The sequence below is a fragment of the Mesohalobacter halotolerans genome (assembly GCF_006120725.1).
Classification (GTDB): Bacteria; Bacteroidota; Bacteroidia; order Flavobacteriales; family Flavobacteriaceae; genus Psychroflexus; species Psychroflexus halotolerans.
Window position 1 is genome coordinate 411,838 of record NZ_SWMU01000003.1, and the last position, 19,399, is coordinate 431,236.

Consider the following 19,399-nt stretch of genomic DNA (forward strand, 5'->3'; position numbering starts at 1 on the left):
CAGTATAACAACACAAAAAAGTAAAACCTCAACAATCATTATTGGAGTAAAATATTGACAAATGTATCTTGAGCCACAAAACCATCTTTATCAATTTTAACTTTATAAAGTCTGTGATTAATGCTGTCTGGTATGGGTTTGTATTTGTCTTGACCAATGATTTGGTTTACAAATTTTGGCGTCGTTTTGCTATGCCCGACAATGATGGTTTTTTTACCATAAGTTTTGGTCCAAAATTCTTCAGTAAACAATGTGTCTTTCGCTTCATAAAACTGGACTTGGTCTTTGTAGGGATAAACAATCGGAATCATGGTTTGAAACGTTCTCATATAATCGGTAGTGTAGAACATTTCTAATTTTTTGTCCTCAAAGTATTCGCCCCAATATTTACTGCGTTCAAAACCCTGATCACTTAGTTCGGGGTTTTTTTCAGAAGGATTATCTCTTAATTTTTCTGCGTGACGAATGAGGTAGTATTTAGTTTCCTTTGGGGTTTTTCCAGAAGGAATATCGAGTTGTCTTACTGTTTTTTTATCGCTTTGGCAGGCAAAACATAACACGAGAGAAAGTGCTATTAAGGTATTAAAATATTTCATCTATATGATTTTATAAGTTCTAGTAAAATAAACTGATTGAGTTGCTTCCCAATGGCATTAAAATTATTATCACTGACCAAAATTAAACTTTTATTTCCATTGGGTAAATTTGGCCCAAAACTTATACCTTCAATATTATCAATAAATTTGTATTGTAAGTCATTTTTGATGGTTTTGGAATCAAAAATCAAGGTTTTAGGAAGGGTTTTACCTTTATATTTTTTCAAAATTTGCTTTTCTAAAATATTTTCAGCTGAAGAAATTTCTACCAAAAACATTTTTATACGATTGCCTTTTGAGCCGTGACCAGCAGAATACGAGCGTTCAATAATGATAATATGATTTTTATCAAGTTGTAATAATTCGGTAGCACCGTTGAGTCCAAATGGCAACAATGGTATTCTAACCAATCGCTCTAAATCGTAAGCAAATTGGCGGTCAGCAGTGTGGTCTTCAAAATTAAAATGTGTCAATCTTAAAAGTGATTGTGTATTGTAGAGTTTGGGTTTTTTGCCGTCTTCTTCTAAAGGAATTTCATTAATGACCCAAAAGCCGGTCTTTTCGCTATCAATAGTCAAGCCTTCAAAAACAGCATTGTGTCGGGGTCTGTTGGGATAATTAACGTCAAAATATTGAGGCAATTCATAATTTTTATGACATTGACCTTGCTCGTCAACTTTTAAGATTTGTGCATTTTCATTTGAATTGATGTAGCCTTCTGTTGAAATGAGATAACCGGAATGATCAGGCAAAAACCGAATACTTTCCGGGTCAAACCGGTTGAGCCCTTCACATTTTAAAACTTTAGCATCAATAAATTTGACGTATTGAAATTTCTGTTTGTCGATTTTGATATCCGCTTTGAAAATATCGGGATTTTTAGATTTATCGGAAATTAAAACAAAATATTCGCCATTATAATCTATGCCTGACAATCCGCCAACTTCAATTTTTTTGAAAGATTTTTGCGTTAAAATAAATTCATCTAAAAATTTAACTTGATATGGTGCAGATACATCTAATTTGGTCGTTTTGCAACCCATCAACAATAACCCAACAAAAAAAGCTACAATATTTAAAATTATGATATTGTAGCTTTTAGTGTATTGTTTTGATCTCATTTTATTTGATATCGACTAGCTCGACATCAAATATCAAGTAGGCATTTGGTGGAATAACACCGCCGGCACCACGTGGTCCGTAACCTAAATCCGGTGGAATCACGAAAGTGGCTTTTTCGCCTTTTTTCAATAAGGCTACGCCTTCGTCCCATCCTGCAATAACGCGGCGTTGACCTAGTGGGAATGTGATGGGTTTATCTCTTTTATAAGACGAGTCGAAAACCGTGCCGTCAATCAACCGGCCTTCGTAATGCACGCTGACGTTATCACCAGCTTGCGGTTGTTGGCCATCAGGATTTTCTTTAGTAATGACATATTTTAAACCAGATTCAGTTTCGGTTAAATTGTCATACATACTATTGATTTTGTTGTTGATTTCTTCTTGCTTTTTAGCTTCTGCTTCTTCAAAAGCTTGAATACCATCTTCGAAAGCTTTTACGGCATCAAATGCCTCAGCCTCTTTCCCTTTTCTGATGATTTCAACCGTATTGATTCTGATCTCTTCTTCGGGTTTGTTTCTCGCATCAGCTTTTGCATTCCCAATAGAATCTGCAACAGCTTGGCCTTCTACAATTTGTCCAAAAACAGAATAACCTCCATCTAATCTTGGTCTTGGTCTCAAAGTAATAAAAAATTGACTCCCGTTAGTATTTGGGCCACTGTTAGCCATAGACAAAACACCAATGGTATCATGAGATAATTCTGGCTTAGTTTCGTTTGGAAATTTATAACCTGGGTCACCTTGACCAGTCCCAAGCGGATCGCCACCTTGAATGATATTATCTTTCATAACCCTATGGAAGGTTAGAGAATCATAAAAGTTAACCCCTTGATATTTTTCTTTGGCTTTAGGATTATTGCCTTCTGCAAGCGACACAAAATTTCCAACAGTCATTGGCGCTTTATCGTGATAAAGTTGGGCGATAAATTCACCGTAATTCGTATCAAATTTAGCATAAATACCATCTTTGAGATTGGGGTATTCATCTTGGCAAGCCATACTTGTAATGATTAGAGTTAGTAAAAATAATTTAGAAAGTGTTTTCATTGTTCTGTTTGTTTTATCGATTTTAATTTTACAGTTGCTTTTAAAGGCACATCAGAGCCTATTCTTTTTTTATCACCATAAAACCCATAGGCACGAGATGACGGAAACAGGAAAGTGACTTGTTCTCCAGCTTTCATGATTTTTAGTCCTTCTCGTAGTCCCGTCATTAAACGTTGTTGATCCATTAAATATTGTCGTTGGCCAACCTCAGCCATTGTATAAATGGTATCTTCAGCAAATGTTCTCAAGTTATAGGTAAAGGTCACTTGATCTCCAAATTGTGGTGTTATGGAATCGCTGTTATTTTTCTGAACATAATGATACCAAAACCCATCAGAGGAATTGAAGTAGGTATTAGCACTATCGTTTTCAATGATTTTAAATATGGCTTCTTCTTCAGCTTTAAGCAAAGCTTGGTTGCGTTTTAGGGATTCATCCAAAAAAGAACCGCTTTTATAACTTACTGGTTTTCTAGGCTTAGGCTGATGACAAGACATCAAAAAGACCAGTAAAAACAAGCTAAAAACAATCCTAAAATGCTGCATGCAATTGGGTTTTATAATCGGGCAATAAACTTACAAATTTTTTGATGGTTGCATCAAGGCTCAATTCACTTTTACCGCCGGCTGCATTTTTATGGCCACCTCCCTCAAAATGATGACGTGCCAATTGATTGACGTCAAAATTGCCTTTAGACCGAAATGAGATTTTGACGATATTTTGTTGAACATCTTCTTTAAAAATAGCGGCCAAGGCCACATTTTTAATCGACAAACCATAATTCACAAAACCTTCGGTATCGCCTTTTTTGAAATTATACTTATCTAATTCTTTTTGACTCAGATGGATGTATGCGACACCTAAATCTTCGAGATATTCTAAATTTTGCATCGCCTGGCCTAAAAGTTTTAATCTACTGTAAGAATTGGCATCAAAGGTTTGTTGTTGAATTTGGTGAGCTACAGCGCCTTTGTCAATAAGTTTAGCGGCAATTTGATGCGTTCTAGCTGTTGTCGATGAAAATTTAAATGAGCCCGTATCGGTCATGATACCAAGATATAAGCAGCTGGCTATATCTTTATCGATTTTTTCGGTAAAATTTAAAAGATCTATACATTCAAAAACCAACTCTGCAGTTGAACCATATTCGGGATGAGAAATACAAACTTCAGCATAATCATCGGGTTGTTCATGGTGATCAATCATTACAAAAGGTTTTTCTACCTCATCTAGTGCTTTTTGCAACTCCTCGCCTACTCGAGACAGGTGATTAAAATCTAAGGTAAAAATCAAATCTGCCTTTTTAATTGCTTTTTGAGCATTTTCCTTGTCATCAGAATAAATCAATATTTGATCTTGATTGGGCACCCAGTTTAAAAACTCAGGATAGGGATTTGGCATGATTACACTCACATTATGCTTGAGATGTTTTAAAAACAAACCCCAAGCCATACAACTTCCTACGGCATCACCATCGGGATTTTTGTGACCAATGACAACTATGTTCTTTGATGATTGAATTAAGTTGTGAAGCTTTTGAATATTTTCATTTTGCATGCTACAAAAATAGGGTTTTATTTTTGAGTGTTAGACTTCGATTACCACATCTTTCACACCTTGTTCTTGATTGTGGCTAAAATAAAAATCAATTCTACCCAAATTTAAACCAGCCCAACCGACTTGATTGATCAAAGTGATTTTTCCTGCTTGGTTGAGAACTTTTGAAGGTTTATCTAAAAATGTATGCGTATGTCCGCCAATAATTAAATCGATATCTTGGGTTTGTTCAGCCAGTTTGATGTCGCTGATTTTATCAGATTGGTAATCATACCCAAGATGAGATAAACAGATGACTAAATCGCATTGGTGGTCTTGTTTTAAAATTTTGACTTGGTCTTGAGCGACTTCAACGGGGTTAAGATATTGTGTTTCTTTATATAATTTTTTTGATACTAAGCCATCCAATTCAATACCAAGTCCAAAAACACCGATTGAAATGCCTTCCACTTCATAAATTTGATAAGGTCTTACCAAGCCATCCAACGATGTGTTTGACAAATCATAATTGGCATTGAGCAAATCAAATTTGGCATGTTGTAATTGTGCCGCAATATTGTCAATACCATTATCAAACTCGTGATTACCAATAGTAGAAGCCTGATAACCCATTTTAGACATCAATTTATATTCTAATTCGCCGCCGTAAAAATTAAAATACGGTGTGCCTTGAAAAGCATCACCAGCGTCAAGTAACAACGTGTTGGGGTTTTTAGCTTTTATCTGCTGAATAAGACTGTATCGCCGACTTACACCACCACGGTTAGGAAATTTACGATGATTTTGTGGAAATGGATCAATATGGCTATGCACGTCATTGGTATGTAAAATGGTGATGTGTTTATCGTAAGATTTCTCCCAAATCATAGGATGGACCACACTGCTTAATCCAACAAGACTACTAACCTTTATAGTTTGGTTGATAAATGTTCTTCGGTTCATACTATTGGATTTTTACAAAACGTTGATCAGATGTTGCAGTAATCGTATCGTGTTTTTTAAAATAATCGATAAATAGATTTCTCAATTTGGAGTCTATTTCATAAACGCTTTTAGCTTCTTTAAAAAAGTCCATATTGTCTCCACCTTGCAATAGATAATCTGAAGTTGCTATAAAATAAGTCTTATTTTTATTTAATGGTTTGTCATTAACTTTAAAATCTCCTAATTCCCCATTTGATTTTAATTGCAGTTGCATATTAGAAATCGGGTGAGCAATCTGATTATCGACTAAATAATTGACCAAATCTTTGACAGCCTCAGTGTCTAATTCTGCAACCACGACCATATTTTCAAACGGCATAATATTGTAAGCTGTTTTTGTTGTAATAACGCCTTTATTGATTCCAGAGCGAATGCCACCATAATTTAATAAAACAGCATCTATTGAATTTTTATAACGTGTTTTTAAAATAGGATTTGCCATTTCAAAAACCGCATCAGCCATCATATTGCCAATGGCGGTATTTAAAGGATGGTCTGTTTTAAACATTGCTTTTTTTGTATAACTCAAAGGTCGGTTCATCTCTTTTTGAATAGCATTTCTGTAGGGCTTGATGTATTCTTCAAGAGACGTTTCTTTCGTTAAATTAGAATCAATAGCTATTTGATTTCCTTTTATTTTAACCAGTTCTGGTTGATTTTGACAAGACATCAAAATCGCAACGCAAAACACAGTGATAATTTTAATCAATTGATTTTTCATAACCTCAATTTTTATCTTCCAACAATGGAACAAACCTAAATTCTCCAAAGGTATGTTTATCAAATTTATCTTTGGCCGTTCGCACAAATAAGGTCATAATCTGAGGATCCTCGCCAACAGGAATCACCATTCGTCCGCCAATCTTAAGTTGAGCCATCAAGGGTTTAGGCACAAATGGTGCCCCAGCAGTGACGATAATTTTATCAAAAGGCGCATAATCAGGAAGACCTTTATAGCCATCACCAAAACTCAGATGTTTTGGGCGATACCCTAATTTTTCTAAAAAGCGCTTTGTTGATTTAAACAATTTTTGTTGTCGCTCTATACTGTAAACAATTGCTCCCAATTCACAAAGGACTGCAGTTTGGTAACCGCTACCGGTGCCTATTTCTAGTATTTTATCTCCTTTTTTAACTTGCATCAATTCAGTTTGAAACGCCACTGTAAAAGGTTGCGAAATCGTCTGACCTTCAGCAATGGGAAATGCCTTATCTTGATAAGCAAAATCTTCAAAACTGCTCTCCATAAATAAATGTCTTGGCACTCGATTTATAGCTTCTAGTAAAGAATTATCCTTAATTCCCTTTTGTTTGAGGCTATCTACCAATTGTCTTCGCTTGCCTTGTTGTTTAAAAGTATCTTTCAAGTTATAGTATTAGAGTAATATTGTAAAAGTAAATATTATTAAAAAAAGTGTATCATAAAACTTCTCAAAATTCAGAATAAAATAATTGTAATCAAGATTGACTTGATCAGTATCAAGACGTCAAGTTTTAGATTAGTTGAACTTTAATTTCAAAAGTTTTAATATCTCCCTATAATACTTTTGCTTGGATAAGATATTTTTTAGATTTGCCTAAATTATATTTGTGATATTATGAAACATAGTTTTATTGTAGTCTTAACTTTTTGGTGTGGGATTATATTTTCACAGAATGATGATAAGTATGAAGAATTAACAGTAAAATTGCAGTTTAAAGAAAGCACTGATAATATAGTAATCCCTTTTGTAAATGCTACATTATTAGAAAATCAAAAAAGCTTTGTGAGCAATGCAGAAGGTTTCTTAGAATTTGAAATAGAAACTTTACCTCAAGACATCAAAATATCTGTTTACGGATATCAAACTAAAATATTAAAATTAGACCAAAACAATTTTACTGACGATATTATTGAAGTAAAGCTTGATAAGGATATACTTGGACTTGAGGAGGTTGTTATTACAGGAACACGCAATGAACTCAGCAAACGCAGTTCACCGGTCTTGGTCAATACTATAAATTCTAGGGCGCTCGAAAGCACACAATCCAACACTTTAGCAGAAGGTCTAAACTTTTCACCAGGTGTTCGTGTCGAAACCAATTGCCAAAATTGTGGATTTACTCAGGTCAGGCTCAACGGACTTCAGGGAAGTTACACGCAAATTTTAGTAAACAGTCGACCTATTTTCACCTCTTTACTTGGAGTTTACGGTTTGGAGCAGATCCCGGTTAACAGTATTCAAAACATCGAAATTGTAAGAGGTGGTGGTTCGGCTTTGTATGGGTCTAATGCGATTGCCGGCACGGTTAATGTCATTACTAAGGATCCTGTATTAAATACCTGGGACATCAGCAGCACTGTAGGTATCATAGATAGTGAGGCTTTAAATACCCGATTAGATTTCAATAGTTCTGTAGTGAGTGATGATTTGAAGAGTGGTGTTCGGTTTTACGGCAATTACAGAAAACGCGAATCTTACGATGCCAATAATGATGGTTTTACAGAGCTTGTGGAATTAGAAAGTAACAGCATCGGAGCCAATGCTTATTTGAAACCTAATGATCTGAGTAGGTTGTCCGTAAATTTAAACTCAATTCATGAATATCGACGAGGTGGTGACCGACTTGAACTTGCTCCACAATTTACCGATATCACAGAAGAATTGGATCACAGTACATTTATTGGCGGTATTAATTATGACTTGAACAGTATAGACCAAACCAAGACTTTAGATGCTTACGCTTCCGTCTCTAGGACAAATCGCGATAGTTATTACGGTGGTTTAGGTGGGAAAAGAACACCACAGGATAGCATTTCAGCCAATAACGCTTTTGGCAATACTAAAGATCTGGCCTTGAACATCGGCTTAAAGTTGACCAAGAGCTTTTCTCAGGACGCTGACTTAACCCTTGGCGCTGAATACAATCTCAACGATACACGAGACGATATTGAAGGTTATAATCGAATCATAGATCAACAAGTAAGTAATATTGCCATTTACACACAATATAAATTGAGGTTTGCAGAAAAATTTACTTCACTCATTGGTGCGCGTTTTGATTATATCGATGTCAATGGATTATATCAGGTTGAAGAAGTTTCAAGAACTGCAGATCTCGATCAGACGGCTATTTCACCTCGTTTAAGTCTGGCCTATGATCTAAATGATAATCAAAAAATAAGAGCAGGTTATGCCAGAGGGTTTAGGGCTCCGCAGGCGTTCAATGAAGATCTACACATTTCGAGTGTGGGTGGTGAGCAATTGTTTGTAATACTTTCTGAAGATTTAGAGACAGAATATTCGGATGCTTTGACACTATCTTATAATTTAAATCTCAATAAAAATTTAGCACAATACGATGTTTTAGTTGAAGGTTTTTATACCTCATTACAGGATCCTTTTATCCAAGTTTCAACAGGAGCTGTATTACCAAATTGTTCGATTTTAGAAGAAGTCAGAAATGGGTCTGGAGCTGAGGTGTTTGGTGTAAACTTAGAGTTCAATTATTCACCCGATCCAAAATTTTTATTTCAAAGCGGACTAACTTTTCAGCAAACGGCTTATAATGAACCTCAAGTGTTATTTGAGCCAGATAATTCAGATTTAGATAAGGTGGTTGTCAATAGTTTTGTAAGAAATCCTGATGTATATGGATTTTTTAACTTCAGTTTTATGCCTAATAAGCATTGGCAAATTGATGCCTCAACAACCTATACCGGATCTATGATTGTCCCTCGTGTCATCAATGAAGACGGTTTTATAGAACTCAACCAATCTCAAGATTTTGTAGATTTAAACCTTAGAGCTAGTGTAGATTTTGAAGTCAATGAAAGTTTTAAAATAAATCTTTTTGGCGGTGTAAAAAATCTGTTTAACAGTTACCAAGACGATTTTGATGTAGGACCTACTCGAGATTCTGATTATATTTACGGTCCCGCCATGCCTAGGCGTCTGTTTTTAGGAGTCAAATTTGGTCAATTTTAAGGATGAAAAAAATAATTACATATTGCTTTATTTTATTTTGTGTTTTTAGTTTTAAAGCGCAAAGTGATAAAAGTATACACTGGCAATCTTTCAATAAACTGGCATCAATTCAAAAACATAATCCCAGACCAATTTTCATATATATTTATGCCGATTGGTGTGTGTATTGCAAAAAGATGGAACGGGTTAGTTTTAAAAATAAAGTCAACATTGATTTACTAAATAACAAATATTACAGCCTAAAATTTAATTTAGAAACTGAAGATACTATTATATTTAATGGTATAACCTACAAAAATCAGGAATTCACAAAACACAGACAACCCAAACATAATTTGGCTAAATTTTTATCCGGAAAGCAAAACCAAATCAGTTTACCAACCATTGTCATATTAGATAAAAATTACAATGCCACCAGACGATTACATACTTACCTGAGTCCAAAACAACTCAATTTGCTTTTGGAAGCGTCATGATTATTTGATTCTAAAACAAACTATCTGAATATGACTGAATTCAACTTAAAATCTCGGTAAAATTGTGACTCAGGGTTTATTAGAATTTTATTTGCACATTACAATCAAAAGTAAAAATATCAAATCCTATTAAAGAATCAATAATTTAGGTTAAAGGGTATTCAGCATTAAAGCCTATTCAAAAAAGAAATGTTATTTTTGAAAAAAATGTATATATGCTTAAAATTGGTATAGTAGGCGCTGGTCATTTGGGAAGAATTCATCTCAGATTAGCAGAAGCTTCAGAAGCTTATAAACTTGTTGGATTTTATGACACCAATGAATTTGATGCCAAGACTATAAGTCGTCAAAATGGCTATAAATTCTACGACGATTACCAAAAACTGATTGATGATGTCGATGTCATTGATATTGTTACACCGACCTTATCACATTTTGAAATGGCCAAACAAGCCATTGAAGCCGGTAAGCATACGTTTATTGAAAAACCCATTACCAATACAGTTGAAGAAGCTGAAACATTGATAAAACTACTTGAAAAGCACCAAGTCAAAGGTCAAGTAGGTCATGTCGAACGTTTCAATCCTGCATTTTTGGCCAGTGCACCAAAAATTAAAAACCCAATGTTTATCGAAGCGCATCGTTTGGCAGAATTTAATCCTCGCGGCACGGATGTTCCCGTGGTTTTAGATTTAATGATACACGACATTGACGCCATTTTAAGCGTGGTCAATTCAGAAGTTAAATCGATTAACGCTAGTGGTGTTTCAGTAATCAGCGAAACCCCAGATATTGGCAATGCACGCATTCAGTTTGAAAACGGTTGTGTGGCCAATCTCACAGCCAGTCGAATTTCTTTAAAAAAAATGCGTAAAGCCAGGTTTTTTCAAAGAGACGCTTACATTTCAGTAGACTTTTTAGAAAAAAAATCTGAAGTGGTTAAAATGAAAGACGCCCCTAAAACTCCCGGAGATTTTGATATGATTTTACAAAATGCCGAAGGGGTGAAAAAACAAATATACTTTGACAATCCTAAGGTAGAAGAAAACAACGCCATCCTAGAAGAGTTAGAAAGTTTTGCTAAGTCTATAAATAAAAATGAACAAACACGAGTAACTTTTAGACAAGCAGCAGATGCACTAAGAGTTGCTAAATCTATAATTAATAATTTTTAAACAAAAAAATATGAAAAATATAGCCGTTATCGGTGCTGGAACTATGGGCAATGGTATTGCTCATACTTTTGCACAATTTGGATATAAAGTGAGTTTAATAGATATATCACAAGACAGTCTTGACAAAGGTCTTGCCACCATTACTAAAAATTTAGATAGAATGGTCGCTAAAGACAAAATAGCTGAAAGTGATAAAAATAATACTTTAAACAATATTACAACCTTTACCGATTTAGAAAAAGGTGCTGAATACGCAGGTTTGGTAGTTGAAGCAGCAACTGAAAACGAAGACATAAAATTAGAACTATTCAGAAATTTAGACAACCTATGCCCAGACGATACTATTTTGGCAACCAATACAAGTTCTATCCCTATTACAAAAATTGCTGCGGTAACCCAACGTCCTGACCAAGTGATAGGAATGCACTTTATGAACCCGGTGCCGATCATGAAGTTGGTTGAAGTCATTAGAGGTTACAATACTTCAGACGAGACAACTAATATCGTTTTAGAGTTAGCAAAACAACTAAAAAAAGTCCCGACCGAAGTCAACGATTATCCGGGTTTTGTTGCCAATCGTATATTGATGCCGATGATCAATGAAGCTGTTGAAGCTTTATATAACAATGTGGCTGGCGTAGAAGAAATTGACACTGTAATGAAACTCGGTATGGCACATCCCATGGGCCCACTACAGCTAGCAGATTTTATAGGTCTTGATGTTTGTCTCTCTATTTTAGAAGTGATGTATGAAGGCTTTAAAAACCCAAAATATGCGCCTTGTCCGTTATTGGTCAATATGGTTAGAGCTGGTAAACTCGGTGTAAAATCTGGTGAAGGTTTCTACGATTACAGCGAAAGCAGAAAAGCAGAAAAAGTTTCTGCGCAGTTTTCCTAGAAGTAAGTTAGAAAAGTTTCTAGTTGGATTTAGAATAAAATAATAAAAATGATGAGTCATCTTATCTTATCTCTAATATCCAACAGCGCTTTGGTCTCAAATCTAATATCAAAATATGCCTTTAGTTAAAGCTTTTAAAGCCACTCGACCTACCCGAGATAAGGTAAGTCTGATTGCATCAAGAGCCTACGAAACTTATTCAAAAAAGGAACGTGAAGCGCGATTAGACCATAATCCGTTTTCCTTTTTACACATTGTGAATCCGGGCTACAAATATCAAAAAGAAGTCTCTGGACGAAAACGCTTTGGTCTGGTAAAAAATCGATTTCAAGAATTTAAAGAAGACGGTATTTTTAATAAAGATGATACCCCATCAATTTACATTCATCGTATCGTCTATCGTAATGAAGAGGTTTTTACTGGACTTGTCGCCAAATCAAGTTGTCAAGATTATATTGATGGTAAAATTAAAAAACACGAAGACACAATTTTAGAGCGAGAAAAAACATTTTCAGAATATTTAAAAACGGTCAGGTTTAATGCTGATCCAGTTTTATTGACGTATCCAAAACGTGATTCAATTAATCAAATTATAGAGCGTTATTGTTCGGATCGCTCAGAATATGAGTTTACAACGACTTCAAGGGAAACCCATTATTTATGGCTTATCAAAGACGAAAATGACATAAAGAATATAGAACACGAGTTTGCTGAAATGCATAATATTTACATCGCTGACGGTCATCACCGCTGTGCTTCATCAGCGCTTTTAGCTCAAAAATTAGCTCAAGAAAATGGAAAGAACAATGGTGATGAAGACTATAACTATTTTATGAGTTATCTGATTTCTGAAGACCAGTTGGCCATTCACGAATTTAACAGGCTGATTACTGATTTGAACGGTTTAGATAAAGATGAATTTTTAATCAAACTGGACGAAAATTTTAAAATTGAGAATCGCGGTGAGACTTATTACAAACCTCACAACAAGCATCATTTTAGCATGTATTTAGATGGTGAGTTTTACTCGCTTTATTTGAGAAAATCTCAATATCATTTTGAAAATGCTTTAGAGCAATTGGATGCTCAAATCCTTTATAAAACGGTTTTAAAACCCATTTTGAACATCACAGATTTAAAAAACGACAGCCGCATTGATTATATTAAAGGACAAAAAGACATGGCCTATGTCAAAAGTGCAATTGACCAAAAACAATTTGCTGTTGGTTTTGGCATGTTGCCACCTACAATTGAAGAGATTAAAAGCATTGCAGATGAAGGCTTAGTGATGCCACCAAAAACCACTTATATTGACCCGAAATTAAGAAGCGGTGTGACGATTTATGAATTTTAAAAACGATTGAAGATGACAGACATTAAAAAAAATTTAAAGACTATAAAAGACAAGTTAGGTGATGAGATTACTTTGGTAGCGGTATCTAAAACAAAACCGAATGAAGATATTCTCGAAGCCTATGAAACTGGTCATAGAGATTTTGGTGAAAATAAAATCCAGGAAATGACCGATAAATATGAAGCTTTACCAAAAGATATTCGCTGGCACATGATTGGTCACGTTCAGCGGAACAAGGTAAAGTATATGGCTAAATACGTGCATTTAATACATGCTGTGGATAGATTAAAGTTGCTTAAAGAAATCAACAAACGTGCAAAAAATGAAGAACGCGTAATCCAATGTTTACTGCAGTTAAAAATCGCTGAAGAAGATTCTAAATTTGGTTTGGAAAAAAATGATCTACTCGATATTTTGGAAAGTGATGCCTTAAAAACCTATGAACATGTCAAAATTGTGGGTCTGATGGGTATGGCAACCTTTACGGATGATGAAACGCAAATTCATCGTGAATTTACCCAGCTTGAGAATTTGTATTTTGATTTGAAAGACAAGCACAATTTTACTACCCTATCGATGGGTATGAGTGGCGATTATGAATTGGCACTCGAGCACCAGAATACTATGGTAAGAATAGGTAGTAAGATTTTTGGGAAAAGAGATTATGATAATTGGTAGATTTTATAATTCAAAAAATACACTAGATTTACGCCATAATAGACATAGAATCCACTGGAGGAAAATACAATGAAGAAGGTATTACTGAAATTGCCATCTACAAATTTGACGGTCACGACGTCGTAGATAAATTTTGTAGCCTCATCAATCCCGAGCGAAAAATACAAGCTTTCGTGGTTAAACTCACAGGGATTAATCAAGAAATGCTGCGCTTTGCACCAAAATTTCACGAGGTTGCCAAACGCATTGTAGAAATTACTGAAGATTGTATTATCGTGGCTCACAATGCCAAGTTTGACTATCGCATTTTACGCACGGAGTTTTCGCGTTTAGGCTTTGATTACCAAAGGCAATCGCTTTGCACTGTAGAACTTTCAAAAAAACTCATTCCTGATATGCCATCCTACAGTTTAGGAAAACTTACAAAATCTCTAGGTATTCCTTTAGCCAAAAGACATCGTGCAGAAGGCGATGCACAAGCCACAGTAAAATTACTCAAATTATTATTAAGCAAAGACAAAGACAAAAGCGTTTTAAATAGATATGTTCGCTTAAAACCTAAAAAACAGGTCGATAGCAAACTGCTTAACTTTTTAGACACATTACCACAGGAAACCGGGGTTTACTTTTTTTATGATAACAACAAAAATCCACTTTATGTTGGTAAAAGTAAAAACATTAGAAAACGCATCAATCAACATTTTACTAAAGACAATCCCAAATCAAAATCTATTCAACGTCTAACCGAGGATGTGCAATTTGAAATTACAGGAAACGAACTCGTAGCATTGCTAAAAGAAAACGAATTTATCAAAACGCTCCAACCCGAGTTTAATAATGCTTTAACCAAAACAGAATTTACACACGGCGTTTATGTAAATAAAGACAATGATGATTATTTAAATTTTAAAGTTAAGCCTGTCAACGACAAATTAAAAGCTTTAACGACATTTTCAAATTTAAAATCTGCGAAAAGTTTTTTAGAACAAATCGTCAACACCTATGAACTTTGTCTAAACAAAACAAGTTTAGGCAATCATCAAAAAAGTTGTTTTAATTATGGTATCAAAGCTTGTCGCGGTGCATGTTTAGCAAAAGAAAAAGCAGAAAATTATAATCTTCGAGCAAAAGAGTGCATCAATCGATACAGTTTTGAAGGTAAGAGCTTTCTAATCATCACCAAAGGCCGAGAACCCGGTGAAAAATCTTTGGTTTATATCAAAAAAGGTGATATTGCCGGATTTGCGTATTTTGATTTAAATTTACAAATCAAAAATCGAGAAATTCTAGAACGCATCATCACACCAATAGAGCACCAACGCGATGCTAAACATATTGTTCAGAGCTATATGAGAAAGCACTCAAACCACATTAAAATCATTAATTTATGACTTGGCGAGAAAAATTGCATGAAGTTATTTATGAGGCGGATACACCAGCTGGTAAGCGGTTTGATATTATTCTAATTATAGTCATTATATTTAGTTTAATTTTAGTTTCACTAGATAGCGTTTCTTCAATTCACGATAGCTATATTGATTTTTTTTACATTTCAGAATGGATCGTAACTATCTTATTTACAATTGAATATATTTTAAGGATAATTTGCACAAAAAAACCTTTTAAGTATATTTTTAGCTTTTATGGTATAGTCGATTTATTATCAACTTTGCCTTTGTATTTAAGCTTACTGATTGTAGGCAACTCTCCTTTAATGACCTTGAGAGCTTTAAGGTTGCTTCGTGTCTTTAGAATTTTAAAAATTACAAAATATATTGGTGCAGGCAATCGACTCGCTGTGGCAATAAGGTCTAGTTTACCTAAAATCTTTGTCTTTCTTTACAGTGTTATTATCATTTCATTTATTGTAGGAACCATTATGTACTTAGTCGAAGGTCCAGAACACGGTTTCACGTCTATTCCTCGTAGTATTTATTGGACTATTGTTACTTTAACCACAGTTGGATTTGGAGATATTCACCCAGTTACGCCACTAGGACAGCTTATAGCGACATTTGTTATGATTTTGGGCTATGGTATTATTGCAGTGCCGACAGGTATTGTAGGTGCAGAATATGCAACTTCTAAACCAGTAAAAGACAACACACAATCATGTTTTAATTGTGGTGAAGATAACCATCCTGATAAAGCAAAAGTTTGCCATCAATGTGGTTATTCTTTAAATAAAGAATGATGGGTAATTACTTGATTTGCATTTTAGGCCCTACTGCCATTGGAAAAACTAAAGTTAGTATTGATATAGCTAAAGCATTTGATACCGAAATTATATCCTGCGATTCAAGACAATTTTATAAAGAAATGCAGATTGGGACCGCTGTGCCATCTGAAGAAGAACTTGCCCAAGTTCAGCACCACTTTATCCAACACCTTTCTATTTTTGAAGATTACAGTGTAGGCGATTACGAAAAAGAGGCTTTAAAAAAAATTGATGAGTTATTCCAAAATAAAAATATACTTTGTCTTACAGGTGGAAGTGGTCTATATCAAAAAGCGGTATTAAAAGGTTTAGATTATTTTCCTAATGTGGATAAAACCATCAGAAAAAAACTCAACGCCACTTTTGAAAATGAAGGCATCAAATCCCTTCAAGAACAGTTAAAGCGACTAGATCCTGAATATTATGCGACCGTAGATACACAAAACCCACATCGATTGATACGCGCTTTAGAGATTTGTATCGGCACATCAAAGCCTTATTCTTCATTCATCAATACCAACAAAACTGCAAATCGGGATTTTAAAGTTTTAAAAATAGGCTTAACAGCAGATAGGAAAATTATTTACAAGAGAATTGAACAACGTGTGGATAAAATGTTTGATAATGGTTTGCTCAAAGAAGCACAATCACTTTATCAATACAAAAATCTAAACGCCTTGCAAACTGTGGGCTATAAGGAGTTATTTGAGCATTTTGATGGCAATTTAACCTTAGATGAGGCCAAAGCAGAAATCAAAAAAAATACGCGACGCTACGCCAAACGCCAATTAACCTGGTATAGAAAACAAGATGACATCAAATGGTTTGGTTATGACGCTGAAATCGATGAAATTTTAGAATACATAAAATCACTATCGATTATAAAGCCATAACTTTGATTTAGGCTGAGCTCATAACAAATCTAATGTAAGGGATAGACAAAATTTCGGCACTTTTAAAGCATTATAAGATTGCCACAGATTTTATTTCTGCAAACAGGCAGAAATAAAATCTTCGCAATGGCTGTATAAATTAAGCTTTCTCGTTATCCTTACCGTGAACGACAAGCCTAAAACCTTCACCGTGAATATTTAATATTTCCACAGTTTCATCTTTTTTCAGATATTTTCTCAATTTGGCAATATAGACATCCATACTTCTTGAGGTAAAGTAGTTGTCATCACGCCAGATTTTAGTTAATGCTAATTCTCGAGGCATTAAATCATTTTCATGCAATGCCAAAAGTCTTAACAATTCGTTCTCTTTAGGTGAAAGTTTAATGGGCTCATCATCTTGATAGGTTAAAAAACGAAGTTTAGAATTGAGGTGAAAGTTGCCAATCTCAAACTCAAATTGCTTAGAGTCGGCTAAACTATCAACGGTCTTGCGTTGCATGATAGCTTTAATTTTCATCAATAAGACTTCGCTGTCAAAAGGCTTATTAAGATAATCGTCGGCCCCAACTTTATAACCTTTTAAGACATCTTCTTTCATAGATTTGGCGGTTAAGAAAATGATAGGGATATTTTCATTTTTCTCTCTGATTTCTTTAGCCAAGGTAAAGCCATCTTTATAAGGCATCATGACGTCGAGAATACAAAGGTCAAAATTATCTTTTTTAAACTTTTCAAAACCTTCCATACCGTTTTTTGCATGAGTGACATTATATTCATTCATGCTTAAATAATCTTTAAGGACAATTCCAAAGTTTGGATCGTCTTCTACTAAAAGAATTTTTTTGTTTTCAGTTTCCATATGTTTATGATATTAGTGGTAATTTAATTATAAAAGTACTTCCTTTTCCTTTTTCACTTTCTACAGTGATTTCACCGTGATGGTCATCAACGATTTGTTTAACATAAGCTAATCCTAGCCCATGACCTTTTACGTTATGCACATCTCCGGTATGTTCTCTATAAAATTTTTCAAATATGCGTTTTTGTACAGCACTAGACATCCCATTGCCTTGATCTGCTATTTTAACAATGATATAATTTTTTACATTTTCTGTATAAATATCAATTTTAGGTGCGTTAGAAGAATATTTTATTGCATTATCTAGCATATTGACTATCACATTCGTAAAATGCGATTCATTGGCTAAAATTGAAGATTTATTAGCTTGCAAATGTGTTTTTATGTAACCTTCTCTGTTTTTCACGATTAATTCAACATGTGTTATAGCTTGTTCAATTAAGTCGTGAAGTTTCAATCTTTCTTTCGAAATGTCAAGCTCATTTTTTTCAAGTTTTGATATACGCAATACATTTTCAACTTGTGCGTGCATACGCTTGTTTTCGTCTCTGATCATTTTATGGTAGCGTTTCAGCATTTCCGGATGCTCTGCAATTTTGGGATTTCTAATAGAATCTAAAGCCAGATTGATTGTCGCAATTGGGGTTTTAAATTCATGAGTCATATTATTGATAAAGTCGGTTTTAATTTGAGAGATCTGCCGTTGCTTAATTAATTGTGAAATCGCTGCCGCAAAGGCTAATACAATAATTAAGGTAAAAATTATTGATACACCACCCATAAATGCAATAGAGGAAAGAATTTGGGTCTTCTTGTCTGTAAAACTCACATAAAGCTTGTAGTCTAAACTTTGGTTATTGTAGTCAAAAATAGGAATGCCATATATAGCGTCATGTTTTAAGCTAAAGTCTTCAGATTTTACTTTTGTTGGTAAATTATCATGATATATACCAAATTCAAAGTCAGATTCTATATTGCGTTTATTGATTTCAGATTCAATCAATGATTGTATCTCATCATTATTTACACGACTATGTATTGGGATATTATTAGCTTCATTTTGTACTCCGTCTGTGATTTGAAGTCTTTGAAGATCATTTAAGTTTTCTATCTTTTCATAACCCTGTTCTAAATTATGTTGCTGTCCATCAACATGTTTATTTCTTACAACTTTAGTAATTTTTTTGTTGATGTATTTTCTAAATTCTATACTGTCTTTATTGCCAACCAAAAATGGAGAAGCCATTTTGTAATCTTCTCTTAAAATACTATTGGTATAAATGAAATAGTCTGTAGAATAATTTTCCTCTTCAATTTTAAATATCTCACTGACCTGACGATTTAAAGGTCTCAGCGTATCAGACATGCTTAGAAACTTATAATAATAGCTATCTAACTCATTTTTTTCAATTTTGTCTGCAACATTAATTAAGACTTCTTTGGCACTGATTGAAAATTGATTTGAACTGTTAACAACAGAATTTTTGATCCAGTAAGCTTGAACCATAATTATCCCTACAAGCGAGATGCTCATCAAAATTACGATAAATTTGAAATAGGAATATTTCATT

19 protein-coding genes are annotated in these 19,399 nt (G+C 34.2%); 9 read left to right on the forward strand and 10 right to left on the reverse strand.

What is annotated here, in order from left to right; translation table 11 throughout:
- Nucleotides 1-38: 38 nt before the first annotated feature.
- The 8 genes from FCN74_RS08985 to FCN74_RS09020 are packed head-to-tail and all read right to left on the reverse strand — an operon-like array spanning nucleotide 39 to nucleotide 6,673.
- The gene (locus tag FCN74_RS08985; RefSeq protein ID WP_138932256.1) at nucleotides 39-596 is read right to left on the reverse strand and encodes a histidine phosphatase family protein; all 558 of its coding nucleotides are present in this window, start codon (nucleotides 594-596) and stop codon (nucleotides 39-41) included.
- Nucleotides 593-1,717: an esterase-like activity of phytase family protein gene (locus FCN74_RS08990; protein ID WP_138932257.1), complete on the reverse strand. Its 1,125-nt coding sequence runs from the start codon at nucleotides 1,715-1,717 to the stop codon at nucleotides 593-595. The genes FCN74_RS08985 and FCN74_RS08990 overlap by 4 nt, the downstream gene beginning before the upstream one ends.
- A gap of 1 nt (nucleotide 1,718) precedes the next feature.
- A complete protein-coding gene (locus FCN74_RS08995; RefSeq protein WP_138932258.1) occupies nucleotides 1,719-2,765 on the reverse strand; it encodes a peptidylprolyl isomerase in 1,047 nt (348 codons plus the stop codon).
- Nucleotides 2,762-3,310, reverse strand: coding sequence for a gliding motility-associated peptidyl-prolyl isomerase GldI (gene gldI, locus FCN74_RS09000; RefSeq protein ID WP_138932259.1), 549 nt, complete (start codon nucleotides 3,308-3,310; stop codon nucleotides 2,762-2,764). Before gldI ends, FCN74_RS08995 begins: the two co-directional genes overlap by 4 nt.
- Entirely contained in the window at nucleotides 3,297-4,322 is a 1,026-nt protein-coding gene (locus FCN74_RS09005; protein ID WP_138932260.1) for a DHH family phosphoesterase, read from the reverse strand. The genes gldI and FCN74_RS09005 overlap by 14 nt, the downstream gene beginning before the upstream one ends.
- 30 nt (nucleotides 4,323-4,352) lie before the next feature.
- Nucleotides 4,353-5,264, reverse strand: a complete 912-nt coding sequence (locus FCN74_RS09010; protein ID WP_138932261.1) for a bifunctional metallophosphatase/5'-nucleotidase — start codon at nucleotides 5,262-5,264, stop codon at nucleotides 4,353-4,355.
- 1 nt (nucleotide 5,265) lies between these two features.
- Entirely contained in the window at nucleotides 5,266-6,027 is a 762-nt protein-coding gene (locus tag FCN74_RS09015) for a 5'-nucleotidase C-terminal domain-containing protein (protein WP_246062598.1), read from the reverse strand.
- 4 nt (nucleotides 6,028-6,031) lie between these two features.
- Nucleotides 6,032-6,673: a protein-L-isoaspartate(D-aspartate) O-methyltransferase gene (locus tag FCN74_RS09020; protein ID WP_138932262.1), complete on the reverse strand. Its 642-nt coding sequence runs from the start codon at nucleotides 6,671-6,673 to the stop codon at nucleotides 6,032-6,034.
- 231 nt (nucleotides 6,674-6,904) lie between these two features.
- Here FCN74_RS09020 and FCN74_RS09025 point away from each other — a divergent pair, with 231 nt between their 5' ends.
- The 9 genes from FCN74_RS09025 to miaA all read left to right on the forward strand — a co-directional run bounded on the left by FCN74_RS09025 (nucleotide 6,905) and on the right by miaA (nucleotide 16,966).
- Nucleotides 6,905-9,274 carry a TonB-dependent receptor gene (locus tag FCN74_RS09025; protein WP_138932263.1) on the forward strand — a complete coding sequence of 790 codons (2,370 nt, stop codon included), beginning with the start codon at nucleotides 6,905-6,907 and terminating at the stop codon, nucleotides 9,272-9,274.
- Nucleotides 9,275-9,276: 2 nt separating this feature from the next.
- Nucleotides 9,277-9,750, forward strand: coding sequence for a thioredoxin family protein (locus FCN74_RS09030; protein WP_138932264.1), 474 nt, complete (start codon nucleotides 9,277-9,279; stop codon nucleotides 9,748-9,750).
- A gap of 215 nt (nucleotides 9,751-9,965) precedes the next feature.
- Nucleotides 9,966-10,925 (forward strand): Gfo/Idh/MocA family oxidoreductase, encoded by a 960-nt coding sequence (locus FCN74_RS09035; RefSeq protein WP_138932265.1) that lies wholly within the window; start codon nucleotides 9,966-9,968, stop codon nucleotides 10,923-10,925.
- A 10-nt stretch (nucleotides 10,926-10,935) separates the two neighbouring features.
- Nucleotides 10,936-11,823: a 3-hydroxybutyryl-CoA dehydrogenase gene (locus tag FCN74_RS09040; RefSeq protein WP_138932266.1), complete on the forward strand. Its 888-nt coding sequence runs from the start codon at nucleotides 10,936-10,938 to the stop codon at nucleotides 11,821-11,823.
- A gap of 115 nt (nucleotides 11,824-11,938) precedes the next feature.
- Complete coding sequence (locus tag FCN74_RS09045) at nucleotides 11,939-13,177, forward strand: DUF1015 domain-containing protein (protein WP_138932267.1); 1,239 nt, start codon at nucleotides 11,939-11,941, stop codon at nucleotides 13,175-13,177.
- A 12-nt stretch (nucleotides 13,178-13,189) separates the two neighbouring features.
- Entirely contained in the window at nucleotides 13,190-13,855 is a 666-nt protein-coding gene (locus FCN74_RS09050) for a YggS family pyridoxal phosphate-dependent enzyme (protein WP_138932268.1), read from the forward strand.
- A 44-nt stretch (nucleotides 13,856-13,899) separates the two neighbouring features.
- A complete protein-coding gene (locus tag FCN74_RS09055; RefSeq protein WP_317128792.1) occupies nucleotides 13,900-15,246 on the forward strand; it encodes an exonuclease domain-containing protein in 1,347 nt (448 codons plus the stop codon).
- Nucleotides 15,243-16,049, forward strand: a complete 807-nt coding sequence (locus FCN74_RS09060; protein WP_138932270.1) for an ion transporter — start codon at nucleotides 15,243-15,245, stop codon at nucleotides 16,047-16,049. The genes FCN74_RS09055 and FCN74_RS09060 overlap by 4 nt, the downstream gene beginning before the upstream one ends.
- Nucleotides 16,049-16,966, forward strand: coding sequence for a tRNA (adenosine(37)-N6)-dimethylallyltransferase MiaA (gene miaA, locus FCN74_RS09065; protein WP_138932416.1), 918 nt, complete (start codon nucleotides 16,049-16,051; stop codon nucleotides 16,964-16,966). Before FCN74_RS09060 ends, miaA begins: the two co-directional genes overlap by 1 nt.
- Before the next feature lie 139 nt (nucleotides 16,967-17,105).
- Here miaA and FCN74_RS09070 read toward each other — a convergent pair whose 3' ends face one another.
- Both FCN74_RS09070 and FCN74_RS09075 read right to left on the reverse strand, forming a co-directional pair.
- Nucleotides 17,106-17,828: a response regulator transcription factor gene (locus tag FCN74_RS09070; RefSeq protein WP_138932271.1), complete on the reverse strand. Its 723-nt coding sequence runs from the start codon at nucleotides 17,826-17,828 to the stop codon at nucleotides 17,106-17,108.
- 4 nt (nucleotides 17,829-17,832) lie between these two features.
- On the reverse strand, nucleotides 17,833-19,398 hold the full coding sequence (locus tag FCN74_RS09075) for a sensor histidine kinase (RefSeq protein WP_246062599.1): 1,566 nt from the start codon (nucleotides 19,396-19,398) through the stop codon (nucleotides 17,833-17,835).
- Nucleotide 19,399 lies beyond the last annotated feature (1 nt).